This window comes from Pseudomonas sp. Z1-12 (genome assembly GCF_051132015.1).
Taxonomy (GTDB): domain Bacteria; phylum Pseudomonadota; class Gammaproteobacteria; order Pseudomonadales; family Pseudomonadaceae; genus Aquipseudomonas; species Aquipseudomonas zanjanensis.
This window is the reverse complement of sequence record NZ_CP071647.1, coordinates 4960312-4985129: the sequence shown is the minus strand read 5'-3', so window position 1 is coordinate 4985129 and position 24818 is coordinate 4960312. Positions and strand designations below refer to the sequence as shown.

Below are 24818 nucleotides of genomic sequence, written 5' to 3'. Positions count from 1 at the left end.
TATACAAAAATTATCGTTGTTGTGTTCTATTTGTTGGGTTCGGTTTTGCTGAAAGTGAAGCCCGCAAGGCGTTCCCATAACAAAAGAAGGACAGCACCCATGAGCGTTCTAACCTTGAAAATCGCCATCAACCTGGCCGGGCAAGTGCTTGCCGCAGGTCGTGAAATCAGCGCCGCACCCTTGACCGTCGCGGTCCTGGACAGCGGCGGACACCTGGTCGCCTTGCAGCGCGAAGACGGCGCCAGCCTGCTTCGCCCGCAGATCGCCATCGGCAAGGCCTGGGGCGCCATCGCCCTGGGCAAAGGCTCGCGCCTGCTCGCCCAGGACGCCCAACAACGCCCGGCGTTCTTCGCCGCGTTGAATGGACTGGGCCAAGGCAACGTCGTACCGGCCCCGGGTGGAGTGTTGATCAGGGATCAGGATGGGAAGGTGCTAGGAGCGATTGGGGTGAGTGGAGATGTTTCGGATGTGGATGAGCAGGTGGCGGTGAGGGCTGTGGAGGCGCTGCGGTTGAGGGCGGATGCTGGGATTGCTGTTTGATTTTGCGGTGAGTTGACTGGCGTCATCGCGAGCAAGCCCGCTCCCACAGGGTTTGATATTGGACACATCATGTCTAAACACCGCAAACCCAGTGTGGGAGCGAGCTTGCTCGCGATGACGATCTACCAGACACATCCAGCCAAGAGTCTGTCCGGCATTCAAACATCTACAAGCCTAGCCTTTGATGACTTGATCATTGGAGAGGCGAAGGAATGCCTGATCTACCTGCTTCACATCGCTTGCGCACCGGTCGTTACGGTGAGTTGAATCGAACCTACTTATTGACCACTAACACGGCTGAGCGAAAGCCGATTTTCAAGGATTTCGCTCTAGGTCGATTGGTCGTTGAGCAATTTAGGTGTGCGCAGGATGAGAGATGGGCGAAGTCATTGGCTTGGGTGATCATGCCTGACCATTTCCATTGGTTGATTGAATTGCAGCAAGGCTCGCTGAATGAGTTGATGCAGAAAACCAAGTCCTTGAGTGCTCGCGCGGTAAACATGTCCACAGGACACAGAGGCAGCCTTTGGCAACCGGGTTACCACGATCGAGCGCTGCGGCGGGAAGAGGATTTGGTAAAACTGGCTCGCTATGTTGTGGCAAATCCACTGCGGGCAGGCCTGGTAGGGCGGCTTGGCGACTATCCGCTGTGGGATGCCATCTGGCTTTGACTTGAAATCGAGTTGTCTCCAATCGCGAGCAAGCTCGCTCCCACAGGGTTCTGCGGTGAATTTAGATTCTGCGAACAACCCAAATCCCTTGTGGGAGCGAGCTTGCTCGCGATGAAGGCCCCTCGGTCTGTCAGTCGGGCTCACACCCCTTCAAAACCAACCGAATAATCGTCTGCGCCGCCGCTTCGTAATCCGCTTCATCCAGCTTGGCCTTGCCGGTCACGGCGCTGATCTGCCAGTCGAAGTCGGCATAGGTCTGGGTGGCGGCCCAGATGCTGAACATCAGGTGATTGGGGTCGATGGGGGCGATCTGGCCGCGGTCGATCCAGGTCTGGATGCAGTCGATGTTGTGCCGGGCCTGGGCGTTGAGTTGCTCCACCAGGTCGGGGCTCAGGTGCGGGGCGCCGTGCATGATTTCGCTGGCGAAGACTTTCGAGGCGAAGGGCAGGTCGCGGGAGATGCGGATCTTGGAGCGGATGTAGTGGCTCAGCACCTCACCGGGTACGCCGTCGGCATTGAACGGTGTCGAAGCCTGGAGAATCGGCTCGATGATGCTTTCCAGCACCTCGCGGTAGAGGTTTTCCTTGGATTTGAAGTAGTAGTAGACGTTCGGCTTGGGTAGGCCAGCCTTGGCCGCGATGTCGCTGGTCTTGGTCGCGGCGAAGCCCTTGTCGGCAAATTCTTCGCTGGCGGCACGCAGGATCAATTCTTTGTTGCGCTCGCGGATTGTGCTCATAAACCCAGGGGTTCCTTGCCTGTTCTGGCGGTGGCGCATGGTAGCACCGGCCTCGCGCGGCGCTCAAGAATGCCCCTGGTGGCCTGTGTGGCTAATTCGTGCACTCAACTTCGGCGCCAGTGCTTGCCAAGCTGCGTTACCATTCCTCGCCGTAGCGGGCTACGACTCGTCATGGCGCCTTGCCTGGCAAGCACTGGCACTCGAATTTGAGTACTCGAATTAACCGTACAGGCCACAAGGCTCCGCGGCTCGCGGTATGCTGCGCAGCATTATTGTTCAAGGAGTCCCTCCATGGCTGGAAGCAGTTTACTGGTACTGATCGACGATATCGCTACCGTACTCGACGATGTTGCGCTGATGACCAAGATGGCCGCCAAGAAAACCGCCGGCGTGCTCGGCGATGACCTGGCGCTCAACGCCCAGCAAGTGTCAGGTGTGCGCGCCGAGCGCGAGCTGCCGGTGGTATGGGCGGTGGCCAAGGGGTCGTTCATCAACAAATTGATCCTGGTGCCGTCGGCACTGGCGATCAGTGCCTTCGTCCCTTGGCTGGTGACGCCGCTGTTGATGATCGGCGGCGCCTACCTGTGTTTCGAAGGGTTCGAGAAACTGGCCCACAAGTTCCTTCACAGCAAGGCCGAGGACCAGGCTGAACATGCGCAACTGGTCGAGGCGGTGGCGGATCCGGCGGTGGATCTGGTGGCCTTCGAAAAGGACAAGATCAAGGGCGCGGTGCGTACCGACTTTATCCTTTCGGCGGAAATCATTGCTATCACCCTCGGCACCGTCGCCGATGCGCCGCTGACTCAGCAGGTGATCGTGCTGTCGGGCATTGCGATTGTCATGACCGTCGGTGTGTACGGCCTGGTGGCGGGCATCGTCAAGCTCGATGACCTGGGGCTCTGGTTGACGCAGAAGCCAGGACAGGTCGCCAAAAGCATCGGCGGGGCCATCCTGCGCGCAGCACCCTACATGATGAAAAGCCTGTCGGTGATCGGCACCGCTGCGATGTTCCTGGTGGGCGGTGGCATCCTTACCCACGGCGTGCCGGCGGTGCATCACTGGATCGAAGGCGTGACGGCCAGCGCCGGCGGTGCCGGGTTTATCGTGCCGATGTTGCTCAATGCGGTGGCGGGCATTGCCGCCGGTGGCGTGGTGTTGCTGGGTGTCATGGCCGTGGCCAAGCTTTGGAAAGCGGTACGAGCCTGAACCTCAGGATTGCGCGACCGAGTGAATCGGCACCAGCACATGCTTCGAGAGGTATCGGGCCACGGCTTCGTCACTGCAGGCGCCAATGACCTGAGCATCGGGCAGCGCCTGGGTCACGTCTTGATGAGCGGTTCCCATGATGACCGCCTTACCTGCAACTGAGAGCATGCCAAGGTCATTCATGCCGTCACCAAAGGCGATGCAGGCGCCAATGGGGACATCAAGAAACGCGGCCAGCTGTTTCAGGGCGTGGCCCTTGCAAACGTCGCTGGCCATCACTTCCAGGCACCAGGTAAACGAGAACACCGTGCTGATGCGGTTGGCGAATCGCCGCTCCAGCCGCTTCTGCAAAGCCAGTAAAGCCTGGTGATTTTTTTCCTTCTGAAAGAAAAACACCTTTTCGACGTTTTCCGTAGGCCACGAATCGGGTCGGATCACGGTCGGTTGGAAATGCGGGTTGCGGTTGAAGTCGCTGACATCATGCACGCAGCCGATTAACCAGCCGCACGGACCGTACAGGTTGATGATCAGGTCAGGGCTGTGGCGGGCTTCTTCAATCAGCCCCTGGACAACGTCGTCAGGCAGCGCTTGGCAACGCATCAATCCACCACAGGCGCTGCTGATCCTGGCACCGTTGGAGGTGATCAGGTGCAAGGGGGGCGAACTGTCGTCGAGCAACGTCTCGACGTCGGCCTGTTGGCGGCCCGTTGCCAACACCACATGCAGGCCGGCATCGTAAAGGTGTCGCATCACCGTCCGGGTGTAGTTGCCCAGCGTATCGCCGGGCAAGAGCAGGGTTCCGTCCAGGTCCGAAGCAATCAATGAATACATGGTGTTCCTCGAATAGGCTGCCGAGCCACAACCAAGGGCCGTGGCCTGGCACGGTAGATCAATGTTGGCCAAGCAATTTCAGCGACTGCTCTCGGGTGAACGTCATCCGTTCTTCCAGCCGGGCGTTGTCCTTTTCGAAATAGATGCTCATCTCCTCGTGACGTTGCTCAAATGGGGTAATCCTGTCGAGCAGCGGCAAGGTGTCGATCAACAACTGGCGGGCGTAAGCGATTGCCCGTTTGTAGGTGTCGATGACTTCTTCGAATTCCGGATAAATACAGAACGACACCTGGTTGAGAATCGGACCGTCGTCGATGCCTTCATTGATTTCATGGAGGGTCACCCCATGTTGGCGCTCGCTGTTCTTTAACGCCCAGTTGACGGGACGCACCCCGCGGTAATGGGGTAGGTACGACAAGTGCAGGTTGACGATGCGCTTGCAGCAGTCGATGTAGGCCCGAGGCAATATTCGTTTGTGGAAGATCACCAGGCACAGATCGCATGAAAAGAGCCCTTCCGTGTAGCCAGGCAGGTCTTCGATCTTGCCGCTTTCAATGAGGGGAATGCCCTTGTTCCGGCAGTACTCGACCAACGTGAGTTCGCTGCTCACTGGCTCGAACGGGTCCGCAACGACATAAGAAATCCTGTGTTCGGACGAGGCATTGAAGTATTCACAGGCAAAAATCGCCAGTTCACCCTTACCGCAGATCACGACCTGTTTAGGCATGGGACAGCTCCTTCTTGAGATGCGCATTTCTCGATGCTGTCAGCGCCTGCATAGTCGATTTCAATGCCCTTATGAGTTGGGCGTTTTCCTGGCGGGTGCGGCAGGAAATTCTCAGGTAGTGGTCTGAGTCGGTGTTGCGCTTGCCAGAACATTCCTTGACGTAAAGGTTGTGTTCAAGCAGAAGGCGACACAAAGTTTGTGCCGGGACCTGCTCGGTCCGGCAATAGACAAAGTTGGAGTCGGTCGCAAAGGCTGTGATGCCCTCGATGTCGTCCAGCGCCTGGCGCAATGCCTGGGTGTCACGGATGACCTGCCGGCAGCTCTCGAGGTATTCCTGTTTGTATTGCGGCAAATGCAGCAACATTTCCTCGGCAAAGCCGTTGAGGTTCCAAATGGGCAGTAGCGAATTGATCTGCGCCAGCAAGCTGTGATTTGCACTGGCGAGGTAACCGATACGGATCCCCCCGATGCCGAATGTCTTGCTCATGCTGCGAATAACGACAAGGTTCGCATGCTTGTCCAGCGCAGACAGGAGGGTGTTTGCGGCGCTGGGTGAAAAGTCCAGGAACGACTCGTCGACAATCAGCGCGATACCCAGTTCAGCCAGTTGGCTGGCCAGTTCCGAGAGTGCCGCGGCTGGCGTGAGGCAGCCGGTCGGATTGTTTGGCGACTCGATGACGACGACCGAGGGGCGCTCTTTTCGGCAGGTCTGCAACACAGCATCCAGATCGATGTTGAAGCCCTGGTCTGCATGGGTGTGATGGCTGAGCGTGCGCTCCTCACCGAAAACATTGGCGTATTCGTTGAAGGACGGAACGGTGACTAGCACTTTGCCTGAGTAGACAGAGGGCAGTAGTTTGATGATTTCCGCTGCGCCATTGGACACGCAAAGGTGACGGGCGGGGACGCCAATGAATTCGCTCAGCGACTCTTCAATGAGTTTCCGGCCGCCAGGATAGTTGAGGAGAATATCGTCGAAATTTTCCTTGATCCGGTCTTTCATCTGCTGGGGAGGAAAGTGGAAATTATAGATCAGGGCGAAATCGAGGACGGGGTAGCGCCAGTAGCCACCGTGGCGGCTCTGGAGAAAGGCCAGGCGATCACGGCTGGAAATGTAGTTGCACACCGTCAGGTCATAATAATTATCGACCTCGTACCATTCGGTCGAAGACACCACCGCCGCCTCGATGTCCCACTTTCCGGTCTTGCATGCTTGTTTGAAGACGTCTTCGTAATAGGCGTTCAGGTTGCCTTCTGTGACCTGGGCCTCCAGTTGCTCGCGCACATGGCTGGCGAACAGCGGGGAGCCTATCCGATACAAGTTGACGGTCTTGTACTGTCCTTCCTGCGGCTGATGATCACGATCTTTAGTCGAGCCGAAACTCTGGAGCTGCCCCTCATGAAGGTTTGCATAGGTGCCCTCCATGTTTTTCCCCAGTGGCGAAACCAGTGCAACCAGGTCGCTTGACGTTTGCAGCAGCTTTTCCAGGCAGGCTTCGGCGAAAAAGATGTCACCTTCAACGATGAGCGTGTCCTGGCCGATGTGTTGGCGAGCCAGGTACAACGAATAGATATTATTGGTCGTCTCCCAGTCCGGGTTATGCACGTACTCGATATCCAGCAGGGTCTCCAGGTTGTCCAGGTGCCCGGTGATGATCTCGGCCTGGTAACCCACTACCACCACGACCCGCTTGATGCCATGCAGTTGAATATTGCTCAATGCGTTATCCAGGAATGCGATGTCATTGGTCTTGACCAGGGGTTTGGGCATGTGACGGGTGCGATTGGCCAAGCGGCTGCCGCGTCCGGCGCAGAGAATAATGGCTGTTCCAGTGTTCATTGAATTTCCTTATTAATGAAAAGCGAGTCGGGGCACCACGTGTTGGTATATCCACACGCCGTCTATCCGGCCGCTGAAGCTTTCCTCGCCACCGCTGTCTCCCCCGGTCTTGATGCCGGCGCCCAAGCCGAAGGCGTGGAAGTTTTCCAAGGTTCGATCCGTTACCGTGGTGGGATTCAGTCGGTGATCCACGATCAGACCATGGGCGTCATGGCGCAGCGTGATGGGGGTGCCGTCGATATCGAGCAGCCTGACTGGCGTTGCGCTGAAACCGGTGCATTTGATCGCCAGGTCGACCGAGTCAAGGCGCTTGCGCAATGCCTCTGGATCCTCGGCACTGATATTCACAACGGTCAGGTTGGGAATGTCTCCCCGTTGAATCTTGCGAGCAAACCTGAGCGAGTCGTACCGGAGGCCAGAGTAGCGATTGACACGCTGGCTGGCCTGGCAAACATCCGCATCGACAAAAGGGTAGCCCTGGGCCAGTGCCGCTTGTGGCGAGTCAAAGAAGAGCTTGAAGTCACGCTTGACCAGCAGTTGGACAGGGCCTTGGAAGTCCAATTGTTCAATCAGGCGGATCAGGCAGGAAACGGCACTGTGGGATGAGCCCAGAATGGCGATGTTCTGGTAATGGCCGGCCTTGATCTGTTCGTCATATTGGCCTTTGAGCATGGCGTCGCTATCGATGGCATTCAGGTGTGGCAAGGCAACGTTGTTGACTTGTCCACCCAGGTTGACCATGACTTTCCTGCACAGCGCCTCTCGGGCCTGGCCGTCGACGGTATAGCGCACGACATAGCGGCCATCGCCGGTCAGTTGGAGTTCTTCGACGGTGGACAAGGTCGATACTTCGAAGCGCTTGTACAGCGTCTTGTGCTGCTGCACAAAGGTGCCGATGTGTTCCAGGAACCGTCCTACGTAGCGCAACTCGACCGCCTCGTCACGTCGTTCGCTGAAATACCTCCATTCCGCCGTGGTACGCATGTATTGGCTGAGTTCATCCTGCTTGTCCTGAAACTTTTCCAAGAACACCCCGCCCAGCGAGTTGGCGGTAATACGGTATTGTCCGATCGCACCGCTGCCCAAGGTGTTGGATTTCTCCAGAATCAAACAACGATGTACATCTTCCTTTTGTATGAGGTCGGGCAACAATGAAATGTTTGCCGGGCCCGCACCGCATAAAATAATGTCGTAGTCGTCCTTGTTCATTCTTTCTCCAGTGGCGAGATTAATATTTAAAACAATAATTTCAAGGCGCAGAAATACCTGACGTCGTTGTAAGTGACCTTGACGGAATGGAGGATTTCAAGCGTCAGGCGTTACTGGCCGACAGGGAGTTCCTGGCCGGTGATGCAGGTTTTATGTTTGTCGTTAGTTAAGTTGCGATGTCGCAGTCGAGTGAAAATACAAGCGAAGGTAACGGCCATGATGAAACTGCTCAGCGTCAGGAAAATGAACAGCGTCGTTCCGCTCAATGCTTGTATGAAAAAGCCTCCGACAATGGGCGCGACGGAAAAGCCGATACTGTAGAGCGAGGCGGCGCCAAAGTAGGCGCCCCTGAGGTTTCGAGGCGCCAGGCTGTCGACAAAAAGATTCAAACATGGAAACAGTAGGGCTTGGCTAAGGCTCAGTAGCAGAACCGCGCCGTACCACAATAACTGCACTTGATAAAAGTGCGCCGCCAGTGCCATGCCGGCCTGGCTTAACACCAGTAAGACAGAGCCGATATGAATCTTCGTCTCTAGTGTTGCCGATGCCAGGACCCTGGCCAGTGGCAGTTGAAACAGCACGATCACCGTGGCATGCAACACGATAAGGTTGGCGATAAAGGGCAGGTACCCCTCGAATGCCAGCGAAGCCATCAATTGGGGAACGCTGGAATCAAAGCTGCCGAAGATGAACATCATGACGATGTTGTTGATCACGAGCAGGAGGAACACATGATCCCGGGAAAGGATTTGCAGGGTGCTTCGAAAGGAAGTGGTGTTGATGGCTTCCAAGGTGATACCGCGACCGAACACCATGACGCCCGCCAGCAGGGCCAAATAGGATGCCGTCACCAGCACAAAGGCCAGGGAGTCCGCGGAAATGCCCAGCTTGAGCCCGAAGTAAGGGCCTACGGCGGCTCCGGCATTGAGAAAGAAGTAGCGCAGATGCATGGCTCGTTCCACCAAAGAGCGGGACTCGATGACATCACCGATCACCGTCTTGATTGGATTGTTGACCAGGGCCCAGGAGAGGTTAGCCAACAGCGTTCCGGCGATATAGCCCTCGGCACGAGTGCTGACACCTAGCAGCAAGTAGGAGACCATCGCCACCACGCAACCGACGACGATGATCTTAAGCCGCCCGATTTTGTCGGAAAGGTACCCGCTGTAGAAGCTGACCAGCGAAGAGAGTGCGATAGAGCACGTCAGAATCAGGCCGATGGTCGAAGTACTGAAACCGAACCGCGTATAGAGAACAATCGAAATGAATGGCCAGACCATCATTGACGTAGCGCGCGTCAGAAAGGTGCCAATGAACAGCATCCATATAAAGAATGGCAGCGATGAGAAATAGTATTTAAAGCGGGCACGTTGGAAGGCGAGCATAAATAATCACACTGGATGTAATGCTTGGCGCATGACAGTGAGGTAAGGAAACGCAAGCCAGGAGACTTGAGCGTCTGGAGTTTAACGAAGGGCAGGCGCTACTGAGTGACTCTTGAACACGTCGTGCTCGGTCACTTGTTTAGTAAACGCAGGTGGATGCCGAAGTTAGCCGACCATCAGCATCTGATGATGCGCGGCAAGGGAAGAGAAGTGTTTTTCATATCGATCCTTGATCCTTGAATACTGCGTCCTTTACATGTGGATCCAATCCTACACGACGTGTCACAAAATGTTAATAAAAAATTCACAATCGAAAATCGACTGCCCTTGGATCACCCTGATGGTGCAATTGCGCGCGTATTGTCTTTGTTAAACGAAGAGCGACTAGAAGAAATTAGGTCGGCGGGAGAGGGGGGGCGCGCAAGGGTACAGCAGCCAACACGCCAGATCGGGCGTGTTGGCTTAAAGGGTTACTCGGCAATCTGCAACTTGCGCGACTCGGTGTACACGTAGCGCACCTTTTCATATTCGAACGGCGTGTTCAGTTGGCCGTAGCGGAAACTGGTCTGGTAGCGCTTGTCCACACCGCGCAGGAGCAAGAGCTCCGGGTGGTTGGAGCTGACTTCCGAGACGTTCAGGAAGTTGATTGCCGATTCGGCGGTGTAGTCCACCAACAGGCCCGAGGTGTCGCGCAGGTTCGAGGGGCCGAAGATCGGCAACACGAAATACGCGCCGCCCGGCACGCCGTAGAAGCCCAGGGTCTGGCCGAAATCTTCGCTCTGGCGCGGCAGGCCCATGGCGGTGGCCGGGTCCCACAGGCCGGCGATGCCAACGGTGGTGTTGAGCAACAGGCGCGCCGTCGTTTCCATCGAACGCTTGCCCTTGAATTGCAGCAGGCTGTTCATCAGGTTCGGCACGTCTCCCAGGTTATTGAAGAAGTTACTGACCCCGGTGCGCACGAAGCCGGGGGTGATGTAGCGATAGCCGTCGACCACGGGCAGGAAGACCCATTGGTCGAAGCGGTAGTTGAAGTGATAGACCCGGCGGTTCCAGGATTCCAGCGGGTCATAGACGTTCAATGCGTTAAGGGTCGAACGCTCGAACTCGCGTTGGTCCAGCCCCGGGTTGAACTTGAGCTTGGTCAGCGGTTCCTTGAAACCGTCCGAATCCACCACCACAGGTGCATCGGCCTTGCTGTTGTCGGCCTGGACCATGCCCGCACTGATTAACGCAGCGATAAGCAGCAGATATTTAGCCACGGAAAAACTCCAGCATGGCGTCGCTGTTGACGCGGTAATTAAGGTTGCCGCAGTGGCCGCCCAGTGGATAAACCGTCAGGCGATCGCCAAAGGTCTTGCGCAGGAAGCCCAGGTCGCCCGGGCCGAGAATGACGTCGTCGGCGTTGTGCATGACCGAAATCTTCGTGCTGGCCTGCAAATAATCCTTCAGTGCGTACAGGCTCACCTGGTCGACCAGTTGCAACAGGCTGCCGCCGTCGGTGCGCGCACGCCACATCGGGATCACCTGCTCGGTGAGGTAGCAGTCGAAATCGCATTGCAGCGCGCGCTTGAGAAATGGCGTGAGGCTGGTGCTTTCGGTGATCGGGAATTTCGGCGGGATGATCAGGCCCCGGCGGTTGATCAGGTCCGAGGTGAAGGCGATGTCGGCCGCCGAGAAGCGGAACGAGGTGCCGATCAACATCGCCATTTGCTCGTTGCTCAGGTGTTGCTTGGACTGCTGGAAGTCATACAGCAACGCATCGTTGAGGTCGATGTAGCCTTTTTGCTGGAAGTAGCGGGTCAGCTTGTTCAACACCAGTTCATAAAAAGTCGTGGTGCTGTTGATGCCCTTGACCTCGGTCTGGACCAATTTGTCCAGGTTGGTGATCGAGGTGTAGAGGTTCACCGGCGGGTTCAGCAACAGCACCTTCTTGAAATTGAAGCTGCGCCGGGTTTCGTCCAGGTGGGCGACGAAGGCCGCGTCCAGGGCACCGAGGCTGTAGCCGGTGAGGTAGTACTCGGTGACGGGGACTTTCGGGTTCTGGGCGCGTACCGCCTGCATCACCCGGTACATGTCTTCGGCGTCTTCCTTGGTGATGCCCGGCGTGGCGAAGCGCGAAGCGGCACTCATGAAGTCGAAGCTGGTGGGCGAGGACAACTGCACCACGTGGTAGCCGGCCTTGTAGTAGAGGCGCTTGAGGTACTCGTTGAGGGTGCTGTCGTAGCGTGCACCGGTGCCGGCAATCAGAAAAATCAGCGGCGCGGGCTTGTCCTGGGTGGCCATGCGGTAGGTGAGGCTTTTTACCGGCCAGAAGTTGTCCGGCAGGATGAACTCGCGTTCCGGGCGCAGGGTCAGGCTGTGGTCCGCCTGATTGATGTCTTCGATCAATGGCAGTTCCGGACGCAGGTCCGGCGGCGTGGTGGCGATGGTCGCCTCGAACGGGTTGGTCAAGGGGTAGCCATAGCTGGCGGCGTCAATATCTGCCGCCAGCGCGGACGCACTCAGGATAAGGCCGCCGAGGAGGGCAGCGAAGCGCAAGGAACGGAGCATGACTAGATCCCTTAGAGGAAGGTGCCGAATGAGGTTCGCAGCCTATGACCACCGAAGCGGAGCCAAGTGCCATGACGGGCACAAAACAGGCACGGACGGGGCGCGATAGTAGCGGGACGATACACGGTCATGCGCAGTAGCGGCTAGTTATCTGGTATTTACCGTATTTCGCCTGCGAACCTCACTGTGAGGGGGCGCCAATTGCGCGAAATCATTAGCTGGCGTTCTGATGTCGTTTCTCGTTGCTTCGACGTCGCAGGCAGAGCAGGTTCCGGAGCGGCACAAGTTGATGATCGATCCTGTCAGTACTCCACTGGCGTTCAGACCGGTTTGAGGGCGAGCGTGATGGGGGCGCTGAGCATCATAACTATACGTTGACGCCGCCCGGCATCCGTCGGGCGCAGCACTTTCGGGGAAGTAACGATGAAGATGCGACGACTCTTGGGCGCAGGTGCCGCACTGGTACTGGCCATCAGTTCCACCTTGGCCAGCGCCGAAACCAAAACCCTGAGCATCGGTTACGTTGACGGCTGGTCCGACAGCGTCGCGACCACCCACGTGGCCGCCGAAGTGATCAAGCAGAAACTCGGTTATGACGTGAAGCTGCAAGCGGTCGCGACCGGGATCATGTGGCAAGGCGTGGCCACCGGCAAACTCGACGCGATGCTCTCGGCCTGGCTGCCGGTGACTCACGGCGACTATTGGACCAAGAACAAGGACAACGTGGTCGATTACGGCCCCAACTTCAAGGACGCCAAGATCGGCCTGATCGTGCCGGAGTACGTCAAGGCCAAGTCACTCGAGGATCTCAAGACCGACGACTCGTTCAAGAAGCGCATCGTCGGCATCGACGCCGGTTCAGGCGTGATGATCAAGACCGAGCAGGCGATCAAGGATTACGACCTGACCGGTTATCAACTCAAGGCCAGTTCCGGCGCCGGCATGATCGCCGAGCTGACCCGTGCCGAGAAGAAAAACGAATCCATCGCCGTCACCGGTTGGGTGCCGCACTGGATGTTCGCCAAGTGGAAACTGCGTTTCCTGGAAGACCCGAAAGGCGTCTACGGCGCGGCTGAGACTGTAAACAGCATCGGCAGCAAGGAACTGGGGACCAAGGCGCCAGAAGTGGCGGAATTCCTGAAGAAGTTCCAGTGGGCTTCGAAGGACGAGATCGGCGAGGTCATGCTGGCGATCCAGGAAGGCGCCAAGCCGGACGCTGCTGCCAAGGATTGGGTCGCCAAGCACCCGGACCGCGTGAAGGAGTGGACCGGCAAGTAATCGACCTGGTTTGACTGTTTCGAAAACCGCATGACGTTGTGTCATGCGGTTTTTTTGTGCCTGCGATTCCTGAATTACCCGCAATCCTTTTGTGGGAGCGAGCTTGCTCGCGATAACGGTGTGTCTGCCAGCCTCCATGTTGAATCCAGTGCCGCCATCGCGAGCAAGCTCGCTCCCACAGGAGGACTACTGGGAAATGTGCGGAAAACCGGCAGAGCCGTCATGTCGTTCTAATACTAAGGTCGTCTGGAACCTGGCCTGGAGCCGCATAGAGTAGAGCTGTTCCAAATAAATCTGTGCTGCGAGGATAAAAACAATGAACGACAGCATTTACCTCTCGATTCAAAACAGCCCGCGCTTCAAGGAGCTGGTGAAGAAACGAGAAAAGTTCGCCTGGATTCTCTCGGCGATCATGCTTGGGCTGTATTCCGGCTTCATTCTTCTGATCGCCTACGGGCCGCACATTCTCGGGGCCAAAATGACCCCCGATTCCACCATCACCTGGGGTATCCCCATCGGGGTCGGCCTGATTCTCTCGGCCTTCGTCCTGACCGGTATCTACGTACGGCGCGCCAACGGCGAGTTCGACGACCTGAACAATGCGATTCTCAAGGAGGCTCAGCAATGATCCGGCGTCTACTGGCTCTATTGAGCGTCGCAGCGTTCGCACCGGGCGCCTGGGCGGCTGATGCCCTGACCGGTGCCGTGCAGAAACAACCCCTCAACGTCGCCGCTATCCTGATGTTCGTGGCCTTCGTCGGCGCGACGCTATACATCACCTACTGGGCGTCCAAGAAAAACAATTCGGCGGCCGACTACTATGCGGCCGGTGGCAAGATCACCGGCTTCCAGAACGGCCTGGCAATCGCGGGCGACTACATGTCGGCGGCGTCCTTCCTGGGCATTTCCGCGCTGGTGTTCACCTCCGGCTACGATGGCCTGATCTACTCCATCGGCTTCCTGGTGGGCTGGCCGATCATTCTGTTCCTGATCGCCGAACGCCTGCGCAACCTGGGTAAATACACCTTTGCCGACGTGGCGTCCTATCGCCTCGGGCAAACCCAGATCCGCAGTCTGTCCGCCTGCGGCTCGCTGGTGGTGGTGGCGTTCTACCTGATCGCGCAAATGGTCGGTGCCGGCAAGCTGATCCAGCTGCTGTTCGGCCTGGACTACCACGTCGCGGTGATCCTGGTCGGCATCCTGATGTGCCTCTACGTGTTGTTCGGCGGCATGCTGGCCACCACCTGGGTGCAGATCATCAAGGCGGTGCTGTTGCTGTCGGGTGCTTCGTTCATGGCCCTGATGGTCATGAAGCACGTCAACTTTGACTTCAACATGTTGTTTGCCGAAGCGGTCAAGGTTCACCCTAAAGGCGAGGCGATCATGAGCCCCGGCGGCTTGGTGAAGGATCCGATCTCGGCCTTCTCCCTCGGCCTGGCGCTGATGTTCGGCACCGCTGGCCTGCCACACATCCTGATGCGCTTCTTCACCGTGAGCGACGCCAAGGAAGCGCGCAAGAGCGTGCTGTATGCCACTGGCTTCATCGGCTACTTCTACATCCTGACCTTCATCATCGGCTTCGGCGCGATCCTGCTGGTCAGCACCAACCCGGCCTTCAAGGACGCGGCAGGTGCCTTGCTGGGCGGCAACAACATGGCGGCGGTGCACCTGTCCAACGCAGTCGGCGGCAGCATCTTCCTGGGCTTCATCTCGGCGGTGGCGTTCGCGACCATCCTGGCGGTAGTAGCGGGCCTGACCCTGGCCGGTGCCTCGGCGGTGTCCCATGACCTGTATGCCAGCGTGATCAAGAAAGGCAAGGCCAACGAGAAGGATGAGATTCGGGTTTCGAAAATCACCACTATCTGTCTGGCGGTGCTGGCGATCGGCCTGGGCATCCTGTTCGAGAAGCAGAACATCGCGTTCATGGTGGGCCTGGCGTTCTCCATCGCGGCGAGCTGCAACTTCCCGGTACTGCTGCTTTCGATGTACTGGAAGAAGCTGACCACCCGTGGCGCGATGATCGGCGGCTGGCTGGGCCTGGTCAGTGCCGTGGGCCTGATGATCCTCGGCCCGACCATCTGGGTGCAGATCATGGGTCACGAGAAGGCGATCTTCCCGTACGAATACCCAGCGCTGTTCTCGATGGCCATTGCGTTCGTCGGCATCTGGTTCTTCTCCATCACCGACAAGTCGGCTGAAGGCGTCAACGAGCGGGCGCTGTTCTTCCCGCAGTTCGTGCGTTCGCAGACGGGTCTGGGGGCGAGTGGGGCGGTTAGCCACTAATGCAGCGATAAGTGCTTGAAGAAATACCCCGGTCGAGAGGCAGGGGTATTTTTTTGTGTCGGGTTCATGGGTGGCAGGCCTGCCGCCATCGCGAGCAAGCTCGCTCCCACAGGGGATCTCCAGTGAGCACAAGTTTGGGGTTCACAACAGGCCAACTGTGGGAGCGAGCTTGCTCGCGATGGCGTCGGGTCTGTCAATGCGGCTTCTGGATCAGGTAAAAGAGGCCTAAACAAAACAGCCCCTGCTCTTATATAAGAAGCAGGGGCTGTTCCGGTGCCGCTTGGGACCTAGCGCAAGGCAGGTCTTACTTGCGATCTTCCAGCTGGGTAATGTCGCGCGACTCGTAGCCGGTGTACAACTGGCGCGGGCGGCCGATCTTGTACGGGCTGGAGAGCATTTCCTTCCAGTGGGAGATCCAGCCCACGGTCCGCGCCAGGGCGAAGATCACGGTGAACATGCTGGTTGGAATGCCGATCGCCTTGAGGATGATCCCCGAGTAGAAGTCGACGTTCGGGTACAGCGAGCGCTCGATGAAGTACGGGTCGGTCAGGGCGATCTCTTCCAGGCGCATGGCCAGTTCGAGTTGCGGATCGTTCTTGATCCCCAGTTCCTTGAGCACTTCGTCGCAGGTCTGCTTCATCACGGTGGCGCGTGGGTCGCGGTTCTTGTAGACCCGGTGACCGAAGCCCATCAGCTTGAACGGATCGTTCTTGTCCTTGGCCTTGGCGATGAACTTGTCGATGTTCGAGACATCGCCGATTTCATCGAGCATGGTCAGTACCGCTTCGTTGGCACCGCCGTGGGCCGGGCCCCAGAGTGCAGCGATACCGGCGGCGATACAGGCGAACGGGTTGGCACCCGACGAACCGGCCAGGCGCACGGTGGACGTGGAGGCGTTCTGCTCGTGGTCGGCATGGAGGATGAAGATCCGGTCCATGGCCTTGGCGAGCACCGGGCTGATCGGTTTGATCTCGCACGGGGTGTTGAACATCATATGCAGGAAGTTCTCTGCATAGGTCAGGTCATTGCGCGGGTACATCATGGGCTGGCCCATGGAGTACTTGTAGACCATGGCTGCCAGGGTCGGCATCTTCGCCACCAGGCGAATCGCGGAGATCTCGCGATGCTGGGGGTTATTGATGTCCAGGGAGTCGTGGTAGAAGGCCGAAAGGGCGCCGACAACGCCGCACATGACGGCCATCGGGTGGGCATCGCGACGGAAACCGTTGAAGAAGGTCTTCAACTGCTCGTGAACCATGGTGTGGTTCTTCACCGTGCTGACGAACTGGGCCTTTTGCTCTGCGGTTGGCAGCTCGCCGTTGAGCAGCAGGTAGCAGGTTTCCAGGTAGTCCGATTTTTCAGCCAGTTGCTCGATCGGGTAGCCGCGGTGCAGCAGGATGCCGTTGTCGCCGTCGATATAGGTGATTTTCGACTCGCACGAGGCGGTCGACATGAAACCTGGGTCAAAGGTGAAACGGCCCGTGGCCGTCAGGCCCCGTACGTCGATTACATCGGGACCAACGGTGCCGGTTAAAATGGGCAGCTCGACGGGGGCTGCGCCCTCGATGATCAACTGCGCTTTTTTGTCAGCCATGTGGCCTCCTATTAATGCTTGGAATCATCAGACAGACCCCCCACGCAGGGCCCGCACCACTATAGTGAGATAAATCCGAATGTCAATTTGCCTAAAGTCTTGCTCCAGAAGGCTTTAACCGGACTTTTTCCGCGAAATTGCCTGCCGTTTACGCCTTTTGCGCCATATGTGCAATGCGCTATTAGGGGAAGGTGAACGCGTTGTCATTAGTAGCCTAACTGTCTATACTCGGCCACCGACCGCCAGGGGCTTTTGGGCCTGCTTTCTTGGGGGTCGTCACTCCCTGGGTGGTGAGTACCTGACCAGTGCGCGCCCCAACAACTTTGCCCTGATTGTTAGGGGCTCTTCAGTGTGAAAAAAAAGCCGTGAAAAGCCAACGACCTGTAAACCTAGACCTAAGGACCATCAAACTCCCAGTCACTGCTTACACGTCCATTCTTCACCGTATTTCCGGTGTCATCCTCTTCGTCAGCCTGGCCATCATGCTTTATGCATTGGACAAGTCGCTCGATTCGGAAGAAGGCTTCGGTCAGGTGAAAGCGTGTCTGACCAGTCCGCTAGCCAAGCTAGTGATTTGGGGCATCCTGTCCGCCTTGCTGTATCACTTGGTTGCCGGTGTGCGCCACTTGATCATGGACATGGGCATCGGTGAGACGCTGGAAGGCGGCAAGCTGGGCTCGAAAATCATTATCGCCGTGTCTGCGGTGCTGATCGTTCTGGCAGGAGTCTGGATATGGTAACCAACGTCACGAACCTTTCGCGTTCGGGCCTCTACGACTGGATGGCCCAGCGTGTGTCTGCGGTCGTTCTCGCGGCTTACTTCATTTTCCTGATCGGATATGTCGTGGCAAACCCTGGCATTGGCTATGCCCAATGGCATGAACTGTTCGCAAACAACTGGATGCGTATCTTCAGTCTGCTGGCACTTGTCGCACTGGGCGCCCACGCCTGGGTCGGCATGTGGACCATCGCGACCGACTACCTGACGCAAATGGCGTTCGGCAAGTCGGCGACTGCCGTACGTTTCCTCTTCCAGGCGGTATGCGGCGTTGCGATGTTCGCTTACTTCGTCTGGGGTGTGCAGATTCTCTGGGGTATCTGATTCATGGCTAACATTCCAACGATTTCTTTCGACGCCATCATCATTGGTGGTGGCGGTGCCGGCATGCGCGCGGCGCTGCAACTGGCACAGGGCGGTCACAAGACTGCCGTGATCACCAAGGTTTTCCCGACGCGCTCGCACACCGTTTCCGCCCAGGGTGGCATCACCTGCGCCATCGCTTCGGCCGACCCGAACGATGACTGGCGCTGGCACATGTACGATACCGTCAAGGGTTCCGACTACATCGGTGACCAGGACGCTATCGAATACATGTGTCAGGAAGGCCCGGCCGCGGTGTTCGAGCTGGACCACATGGGCATGCCGTTCTCCCGTACCGAGCAAGGTCGCATCTACCAGCGTCCGTTCGGCGGGCAGTCCAAGGACTACGGCAAGGGCGGCCAGGCTGCGCGTACTTGCGCGGCGTCCGACCGTACCGGTCACGCACTGCTGCACACCCTGTACCAGGGCAACCTGAAGGCCGGTACCACGTTCCTGAACGAGTACTACGCGGTTGACCTGGTGAAGAACCAGGACGGCGCCTTCGTCGGTGTGATCGCGATCTGCATCGAAACCGGCGAAACCACCTACATCCGCGCCAAGGCCACCGTACTGGCGACCGGCGGTGCAGGCCGTATCTACGCATCCACCACCAATGCCCTGATCAACACCGGTGACGGCGTCGGCATGGCCCTGCGTGCTGGCGTGCCGGTACAAGACATCGAAATGTGGCAGTTCCACCCGACCGGTATCGCCGGCGCTGGTGTACTGGTGACTGAAGGTTGCCGTGGTGAAGGTGGTTACCTGATCAACAAGCACGGCGAGCGTTTCATGGAACGTTATGCGCCGAACGCCAAGGACCTTGCCGGTCGTGACGTCGTGGCTCGTTCGATGGTTAAAGAGATCATCGCCGGCAACGGCTGTGGCCCGAACGGCGACCACGTGATGCTCAAGCTCGATCACCTGGGCGAGGAAGTGCTGCACAGCCGCCTGCCAGGGATCTGCGAACTGTCCAAGACCTTCGCGCACGTCGATCCGGTCGTCGCGCCGGTTCCAGTGGTTCCAACCTGCCACTATATGATGGGCGGCGTTGCCACCAACATCCACGGCCAGGCGATCACCCAGAACGGCGAAGGCGTGGACGAAATCATCCCTGGCCTGTTCGCAGTGGGTGAAGTGGCTTGCGTATCGGTCCACGGTGCCAACCGCCTGGGCGGCAACTCGCTGCTCGACCTGGTGGTCTTCGGTCGTGCTGCCGGCCTGCACCTGGAGAAAGCGCTGTCCGACGGTATCGAGTATGACGATGCCACCGACGCCAACATCGAAGCCGCCCTGGCGCGTCTGTCCGCTCTGAACGAGCGTACCGAAGGCGAAGACGTGGCAACCCTGCGTCGCGAGCTGCAAAACTGCATGCAGAACTACTTCGGTGTGTTCCGTACCGGCGAATACATGCAGAAGGGTATCGCCCAGCTGGCGCAATTGCGTGAACGAATCGCCAACGTGAAGATCAACGATAAGTCGCAGGCGTTCAACACTGCCCGTATCGAAGCGCTGGAATTGCAGAACCTGCTGGAAGTGGCCGAAGCCACCGCCATCGCCGCAGAAGTGCGTAAAGAGTCCCGTGGCGCCCACGCCCGCGAAGACTTCGAAGACCGTGACGACGAAAACTGGCTGTGCCACACCTTGTACTTCCCGGGTGAAAAACGCGTCGCCAAGCGTGCCGTGAACTTCTCGCCGAAGACTGTTCCGACTTTCGAACCAAAAGTCCGGACTTATTAAGGGTGACCGCTATGTTGCAAGTCAGTGTTTATCGCTACAACCCTGATCAGGACGCTGCGCCGTTCATGCAGGACTTCCAGGTCGACACCGGTGGTAAAGACCTGATGGTGCTGGACGTGCTGGCCCTGATCAAAGAGCAGGACGAGGGTTTCTCCTATCGTCGCTCTTGCCGCGAGGGCGTTTGCGGCTCCGACGGCATGAACATCAACGGCAAGAACGGCCTGGCCTGCATCACGCCGTTGTCGGCCGTGGTCAAGGGCAACAAGCTGGTGGTGCGTCCGTTGCCAGGTTTGCCGGTTATCCGTGACCTGGTCGTCGATATGAGCATCTTCTACAAGCAATACGAGAAGGTGAAGCCATTCCTGCAGAACGACACGCCGGCTCCGGCCATCGAGCGTCTGCAGTCTCCGGAAGAGCGTGAGAAGCTCGACGGTCTGTACGAGTGCATCCTGTGCGCTTGCTGCTCGACCTCGTGCCCATCGTTCTGGTGGAACCCGGACAAGTTCCTGGGCCCGGCCGCCCTGCTGCAAGCGTACCGCTTCCTGGCAGACAGCCGTGACACCAAGACGTCCGAGCGTCTGGCTGCACTGGATGACCCGTTCAGCGTATTCCGCTGCCGCGGGATCATGAACTGCGTCAACGTCTGTCCGAAAGGCCTGAACCCGACTAAGGCCATCGGTCACGTACGTAACATGCTGCTGCAAAACGGCGTGTGATTCAGCTGCTGTACCCGTAGAACCGCTGTACCCGTAAAGGCCAGGGCGCGGGCTTCAACCCGCGTCATGGCTATAACCAGAACAGCCGCTTACAAAGCGGCGGTTCTTATTTTGAAGAAATGAGACAAGCAGGGGCATCCGGGCTGGTACCCGGACTATCAGCGTGATCCTAAGTGGCTTGTTTTAGTCGCTGCACTCGGACTTCTGCAAGTTTGCTCGGTGTTTTCGCCGGTGGTGTTCCCCTAATCGAGGGTGACCAAGCATGCAAGAAAGCGTGATGCAGCGCATGTGGAACAGTGCCCACCTCTCCGGTGGTAACGCTGCCTATGTGGAAGAGCTCTACGAGCTCTACCTGCACGACCCTAACGCTGTGCCAGAAGAATGGCGCACCTACTTTCAGAAGTTGCCCGCTGACGGTAACTCTGCCACCGATGTTTCGCACTCGACGATTCGCGATCATTTCGTGCTGCTGGCAAAGAACCAGCGCCGCGCTCAACCGGTGTCTGCCGGCAGCGTGAGCTCCGAGCACGAGAAGAAGCAAGTTGAAGTGCTGCGACTGATCCAGGCCTACCGGATGCGTGGCCACCAGGCAGCCCAGCTTGACCCGCTGGGGCTGTGGCAGCGTCCTGCACCTGCAGACCTGTCAATCACTCACTACGGCTTGACCAATGCCGACCTTGATACGACCTTCCGTGCCGGCGACCTGTTCATCGGCAAAGAGGAAGCGAGCCTACGCGAAATTCACGAAGCGTTGCAGCAGACATATTGCCGCACCATCGGCGCTGAATTTACGCACATCACCGATTCCGAGCAGCGCCAGTGGTTCCAGCAGCGTCTGGAAAGCGTTCGCGGCCGTCCGACGTACTCCGCCGACATCAAGAGCCACTTGCTCGAGCGCGTCACCGCCGGTGAAGGCCTGGAAAAATACCTGGGTACCAAATACCCGGGCACCAAGCGTTTCGGCCTGGAAGGCGGCGAAAGCCTGATTCCGATGCTCGACGAGCTGATCCAGCGTTCCGGTTCCTACGGCACCAAGGAAGTCGTCATCGGCATGGCCCACCGTGGTCGCCTGAACGTTCTGGTCAACACCTTCGGCAAGAACCCGCGCGAGCTGTTCGACGAGTTCGAAGGCAAGAAGAAGGTCGAGCTGGGCTCCGGTGACGTGAAATACCACCAGGGCTTCTCGTCCAACGTGATGACCACCGGTGGTGAAGTCCACCTGGCCATGGCCTTCAACCCGTCCCACCTGGAAATCGTTTCCCCGGTGGTCGAGGGTTCGGTCCGTGCCCGCCAGGATCGTCGCAACGATCCGACCGGCGAGAAGGTGTTGCCGATCTCCATCCACGGTGACGCGGCATTCGCCGGTCAGGGCGTGGTCATGGAAACCTTCCAGATGTCGCAGACCCGCGGTTTCAAGACCGGCGGCACCGTGCACATCGTGATCAACAACCAGGTCGGTTTCACCATCAGCAACCCGCTGGACTCGCGTTCCACCGAGTACGCAACCGACGTCGCGAAAATGATCCAGGCGCCGATTCTCCATGTGAATGGCGATGACCCGGAAGCCGTGTTGTTCGTGACCCAGTTGGCCATCGACTACCGCATGCAATACAAGCGCGACGTGGTGATCGACCTGGTCTGCTACCGTCGTCGCGGCCACAACGAGGCCGACGAGCCAAGCGGCACCCAGCCGCTGATGTACCAGCAGATCGCCAAGCAGCGCACCACCCGTGAGCTGTATGCCGAGCGCCTGACCCAGAGCGGCGTGCTGGATGCCGGCGGCGTCCAGGAAAAGGTCGATGAATATCGCAACGCCCTGGACAACGGCCTGCACGTTGTAAAAAGCCTGGTCAAGGAACCGAACAAGGAACTGTTCGTGGACTGGCGTCCGTATCTGGGCCATGCCTGGACCGCGCGTCACGACACGCGTTTCGATCTCAAGACCTTGCAGGAACTGTCCGCCAAGCTGCTGGAAATTCCGGAAGGCTTCGTGGTCCAGCGCCAGGTTGCGAAGATTTACGAAGACCGGCAGAAGATGCAAGCCGGTGGCCTGCCGATCAACTGGGGTTACGCCGAAACCATGGCGTACGCGACCCTGGCGTTCGAAGGTCACCCGATTCGCATCACCGGCCAGGACGTAGGCCGTGGCACTTTCTCGCACCGCCACGCGGCGCTGCACAACCAGAAAGACGCCAGCACCCACATCCCGTTGCAACACCTGTACAAGGGCCAGCCACGTTTCGACCTGTACGATTCGCTGCTGTCCGAAGAAGCCGTCCTGGCGTTCGAATATGGCTATTCCACCACCGAGCCAAATGCCCTGGTGATCTGGGAAGCGCAGTTCGGCGACTTCGCCAACGGTGCCCAGGTGGTTGTCGACCAGTTCATCACCAGCGGCGAGCACAAGTGGGGCCGTCTCTGCGGTCTGACCATGCTGTTGCCACACGGTTATGAAGGGCAGGGGCCGGAGCACTCGTCGGCACGTCTGGAACGCTACCTGCAGCTGTGCGCCGAGCACAACGTCCAGGTTTGCGTACCGACGACACCAGCGCAGATCTACCACCTGCTGCGTCGCCAGGTCATCCGTCCGCTGCGCAAGCCGCTGATCGTGCTGACACCCAAGTCCCTGCTGCGTCACAAGCTGGCGATTTCCACCCTCGAGGACCTGGCCGAAGGCTCGTTCCAGACGGTCATTTCGGAAATCGACACCCTGGACGCGGCGAAAGTGACTCGCCTGGTCCTGTGCAGCGGCAAGGTCTACTACGACCTGCTGGAAAAACGTCGTGCCGAAGGCCGCGAAGACATCGCCATCGTGCGTATCGAGCAGCTTTACCCGTTCCCGGAAGAAGACCTGATGGAGGCCATCGCGCCTTACACCAACCTCACCCATGTGGTGTGGTGTCAGGAAGAACCGATGAACCAAGGCGCGTGGTACAGCAGCCAGCATCACCTGCGTCGCAGCATCGGCAACCATAACAAGGCCCTGGGCCTGGAATATGCCGGCCGTGATGCTTCCGCTGCACCTGCGTGTGGTTATGCGTCGATGCACGCCGAGCAGCAGGAAAAACTGCTGCAAGATGCCTTCACTGTTTAACGCCTTCGCGCTGACTGAAACCGAATTTTAAGGACCCACAGATAATGGCTATCGAAATCAAAGCCCCGTCATTCCCGGAATCGGTTGCCGATGGCACCGTTGCCACCTGGCACAAGAAACCAGGCGAGGCCGTCAAGCGTGACGACCTGATCGTCGACATCGAGACCGACAAGGTCGTGCTGGAAGTATTGGCCGAAGCTGACGGCGTGCTGGGCGCAATCGTTGCCGAAGAGGGCGCTACCGTTCTGTCGAACCAGGTCCTGGGCTCGATCGAAGAGGGTGGCGCTGCTGCCGCCGCTCCAGCCGCCGCTGCTGCACCGGCTGCCGCTCAGGCCGCTGCGCCTGCTGCTTCGGGCGAAGACGATCCAGTCGCCGCTCCGGCTGCTCGCAAGCTGGCTGAAGAGAACGGCATCAACATCGCCTCCGTTGCCGGCACCGGCAAGGGCGGTCGTGTGACCAAGGAAGACGTGGTGGCCGCTGTTGCCGCCAAGAAAGCCGCGCCAGCCGCCGCACCGGCCAAGCCAGCCGCACCTGCCGCTGCCGCTCCGGTGTTCGCTGCCGGTGATCGCGTTGAAAAACGCGTTCCGATGACCCGCGTTCGCGCCACCGTGGCCAAGCGTCTGGTAGAAGCACAGTCGAACATGGCGATGCTGACCACCTTCAACGAAGTCGACATGACCGAAGTCATGGCGCTGCGTTCGAAGTACAAGGACCTGTTCGAGAAGTCCCACAATGGCGTGCGCCTGGGCTTCATGTCGTTCTTCGTCAAGGCTGCCACCGAAGCGCTGAAACGCTTCCCGGCCGTCAACGCGTCGATCGACGGTTCCGACATCGTCTACCACGGCTACGCCGACATTGGTGTCGCGGTCTCCAGCGACCGTGGCCTGGTGGTTCCGGTACTGCGCAACGCCGAACTGATGAGCCTGGCCGAAATCGAAGGCGGCATCGCCACCTTCGGCAAGAAGGCCCGTGACGGCAAGCTGTCCATCGAAGAGATGACCGGCGGTACGTTCACCATCACCAACGGTGGTACATTCGGTTCGATGATGTCGACCCCGATCGTCAACCCGCCGCAAGCGGCTATCCTGGGCATGCACAACATCCTGCAGCGTCCGATGGCGATCAATGGTCAGGTCGTGATTCGTCCGATGATGTACCTGGCTCTGTCCTACGATCACCGCCTGATCGACGGCAAAGAAGCCGTGACGTTCCTGGTCACCATCAAGAACCTGCTTGAAGATCCGGCTCGTCTGCTGCTGGATATCTGATTTTCGCCGCGA

General features: G+C 58.4%; 21 protein-coding genes. 12 read left to right on the top strand and 9 right to left on the bottom strand.

What is annotated here, in order from left to right; translation table 11 throughout:
* The first annotated feature begins 99 nt into the window (after positions 1 to 99).
* A complete protein-coding gene (locus J3P85_RS21530) occupies positions 100 to 540 on the top strand; it encodes a GlcG/HbpS family heme-binding protein (protein WP_434703417.1) in 441 nt (146 codons plus the stop codon).
* 212 nt (positions 541 to 752) lie between these two features.
* Complete coding sequence (locus J3P85_RS21525; RefSeq protein ID WP_434703415.1) at positions 753 to 1211, top strand: REP-associated tyrosine transposase; 459 nt, start codon at positions 753 to 755, stop codon at positions 1209 to 1211.
* A 130-nt stretch (positions 1212 to 1341) separates the two neighbouring features.
* On the opposite strand, the gene J3P85_RS21520 is transcribed toward J3P85_RS21525, so the two are convergent.
* Complete coding sequence (locus J3P85_RS21520; RefSeq protein WP_014339596.1) at positions 1342 to 1947, bottom strand: TetR/AcrR family transcriptional regulator; 606 nt, start codon at positions 1945 to 1947, stop codon at positions 1342 to 1344.
* Between the two features lie 291 nt (positions 1948 to 2238).
* Here J3P85_RS21520 and J3P85_RS21515 point away from each other — a divergent pair, with 291 nt between their 5' ends.
* Positions 2239 to 3153 carry a DUF808 domain-containing protein gene (locus J3P85_RS21515; protein WP_434703413.1) on the top strand — a complete coding sequence of 305 codons (915 nt, stop codon included), beginning with the start codon at positions 2239 to 2241 and terminating at the stop codon, positions 3151 to 3153.
* 3 nt (positions 3154 to 3156) lie between these two features.
* Here J3P85_RS21515 and J3P85_RS21510 read toward each other — a convergent pair whose 3' ends face one another.
* The 7 genes from J3P85_RS21510 to J3P85_RS21480 form a co-directional block, all read right to left on the bottom strand.
* Complete coding sequence (locus J3P85_RS21510; RefSeq protein WP_434703412.1) at positions 3157 to 3984, bottom strand: HAD-IIB family hydrolase; 828 nt, start codon at positions 3982 to 3984, stop codon at positions 3157 to 3159.
* 58 nt (positions 3985 to 4042) lie between these two features.
* Positions 4043 to 4711, bottom strand: coding sequence for a formyltransferase family protein (locus J3P85_RS21505; protein ID WP_434703410.1), 669 nt, complete (start codon positions 4709 to 4711; stop codon positions 4043 to 4045).
* Positions 4704 to 6482, bottom strand: coding sequence for an aminotransferase class I/II-fold pyridoxal phosphate-dependent enzyme (locus J3P85_RS21500; protein ID WP_434703409.1), 1779 nt, complete (start codon positions 6480 to 6482; stop codon positions 4704 to 4706). The genes J3P85_RS21505 and J3P85_RS21500 overlap by 8 nt, the downstream gene beginning before the upstream one ends.
* A gap of 81 nt (positions 6483 to 6563) precedes the next feature.
* Positions 6564 to 7760 carry a hypothetical protein gene (locus tag J3P85_RS21495; protein ID WP_434703407.1) on the bottom strand — a complete coding sequence of 399 codons (1197 nt, stop codon included), beginning with the start codon at positions 7758 to 7760 and terminating at the stop codon, positions 6564 to 6566.
* A 110-nt stretch (positions 7761 to 7870) separates the two neighbouring features.
* Positions 7871 to 9145, bottom strand: a complete 1275-nt coding sequence (locus J3P85_RS21490) for an MFS transporter (protein ID WP_434703406.1) — start codon at positions 9143 to 9145, stop codon at positions 7871 to 7873.
* Positions 9146 to 9615: 470 nt separating this feature from the next.
* Positions 9616 to 10404 (bottom strand): MlaA family lipoprotein, encoded by a 789-nt coding sequence (locus J3P85_RS21485; RefSeq protein ID WP_186708152.1) that lies wholly within the window; start codon positions 10402 to 10404, stop codon positions 9616 to 9618.
* Positions 10397 to 11695 carry a serine/threonine protein kinase gene (locus tag J3P85_RS21480; RefSeq protein WP_411385326.1) on the bottom strand — a complete coding sequence of 433 codons (1299 nt, stop codon included), beginning with the start codon at positions 11693 to 11695 and terminating at the stop codon, positions 10397 to 10399. Before J3P85_RS21480 ends, J3P85_RS21485 begins: the two co-directional genes overlap by 8 nt.
* Positions 11696 to 12118: 423 nt before the next feature.
* Here J3P85_RS21480 and J3P85_RS21475 point away from each other — a divergent pair, with 423 nt between their 5' ends.
* The 3 genes from J3P85_RS21475 to J3P85_RS21465 all read left to right on the top strand — a co-directional run bounded on the left by J3P85_RS21475 (position 12119) and on the right by J3P85_RS21465 (position 15256).
* Entirely contained in the window at positions 12119 to 12973 is an 855-nt protein-coding gene (locus tag J3P85_RS21475) for a glycine betaine ABC transporter substrate-binding protein (RefSeq protein ID WP_186708148.1), read from the top strand.
* Positions 12974 to 13289: 316 nt separating this feature from the next.
* The gene (locus J3P85_RS21470; protein ID WP_250964752.1) at positions 13290 to 13601 is read left to right on the top strand and encodes a DUF485 domain-containing protein; all 312 of its coding nucleotides are present in this window, start codon (positions 13290 to 13292) and stop codon (positions 13599 to 13601) included.
* Entirely contained in the window at positions 13598 to 15256 is a 1659-nt protein-coding gene (locus J3P85_RS21465) for a cation acetate symporter (protein ID WP_434703405.1), read from the top strand. Before J3P85_RS21470 ends, J3P85_RS21465 begins: the two co-directional genes overlap by 4 nt.
* Before the next feature lie 304 nt (positions 15257 to 15560).
* Here the strand turns inward: J3P85_RS21465 and gltA are convergent, their stop codons facing one another.
* A complete protein-coding gene (gene gltA / locus J3P85_RS21460; protein ID WP_003204440.1) occupies positions 15561 to 16850 on the bottom strand; it encodes a citrate synthase in 1290 nt (429 codons plus the stop codon).
* Positions 16851 to 17215: 365 nt separating this feature from the next.
* On the opposite strand from gltA, the gene sdhC reads away from it, so the two are divergent.
* The 6 genes from sdhC to odhB all read left to right on the top strand — a co-directional run bounded on the left by sdhC (position 17216) and on the right by odhB (position 24806).
* On the top strand, positions 17216 to 17590 hold the full coding sequence (gene sdhC, locus J3P85_RS21455; protein WP_003179220.1) for a succinate dehydrogenase, cytochrome b556 subunit: 375 nt from the start codon (positions 17216 to 17218) through the stop codon (positions 17588 to 17590).
* The gene (gene sdhD, locus J3P85_RS21450) at positions 17584 to 17952 is read left to right on the top strand and encodes a succinate dehydrogenase, hydrophobic membrane anchor protein (protein ID WP_030138327.1); all 369 of its coding nucleotides are present in this window, start codon (positions 17584 to 17586) and stop codon (positions 17950 to 17952) included. Before sdhC ends, sdhD begins: the two co-directional genes overlap by 7 nt.
* Positions 17953 to 17955: 3 nt before the next feature.
* Complete coding sequence (gene sdhA, locus J3P85_RS21445) at positions 17956 to 19728, top strand: succinate dehydrogenase flavoprotein subunit (RefSeq protein WP_053123969.1); 1773 nt, start codon at positions 17956 to 17958, stop codon at positions 19726 to 19728.
* Positions 19729 to 19739: 11 nt separating this feature from the next.
* Positions 19740 to 20444 carry a succinate dehydrogenase iron-sulfur subunit gene (locus J3P85_RS21440; RefSeq protein ID WP_207964740.1) on the top strand — a complete coding sequence of 235 codons (705 nt, stop codon included), beginning with the start codon at positions 19740 to 19742 and terminating at the stop codon, positions 20442 to 20444.
* Positions 20445 to 20706: 262 nt separating this feature from the next.
* Positions 20707 to 23538, top strand: a complete 2832-nt coding sequence (locus tag J3P85_RS21435; protein WP_434703403.1) for a 2-oxoglutarate dehydrogenase E1 component — start codon at positions 20707 to 20709, stop codon at positions 23536 to 23538.
* A gap of 44 nt (positions 23539 to 23582) precedes the next feature.
* The gene (gene odhB / locus J3P85_RS21430; RefSeq protein WP_186708140.1) at positions 23583 to 24806 is read left to right on the top strand and encodes a 2-oxoglutarate dehydrogenase complex dihydrolipoyllysine-residue succinyltransferase; all 1224 of its coding nucleotides are present in this window, start codon (positions 23583 to 23585) and stop codon (positions 24804 to 24806) included.
* Positions 24807 to 24818 lie beyond the last annotated feature (12 nt).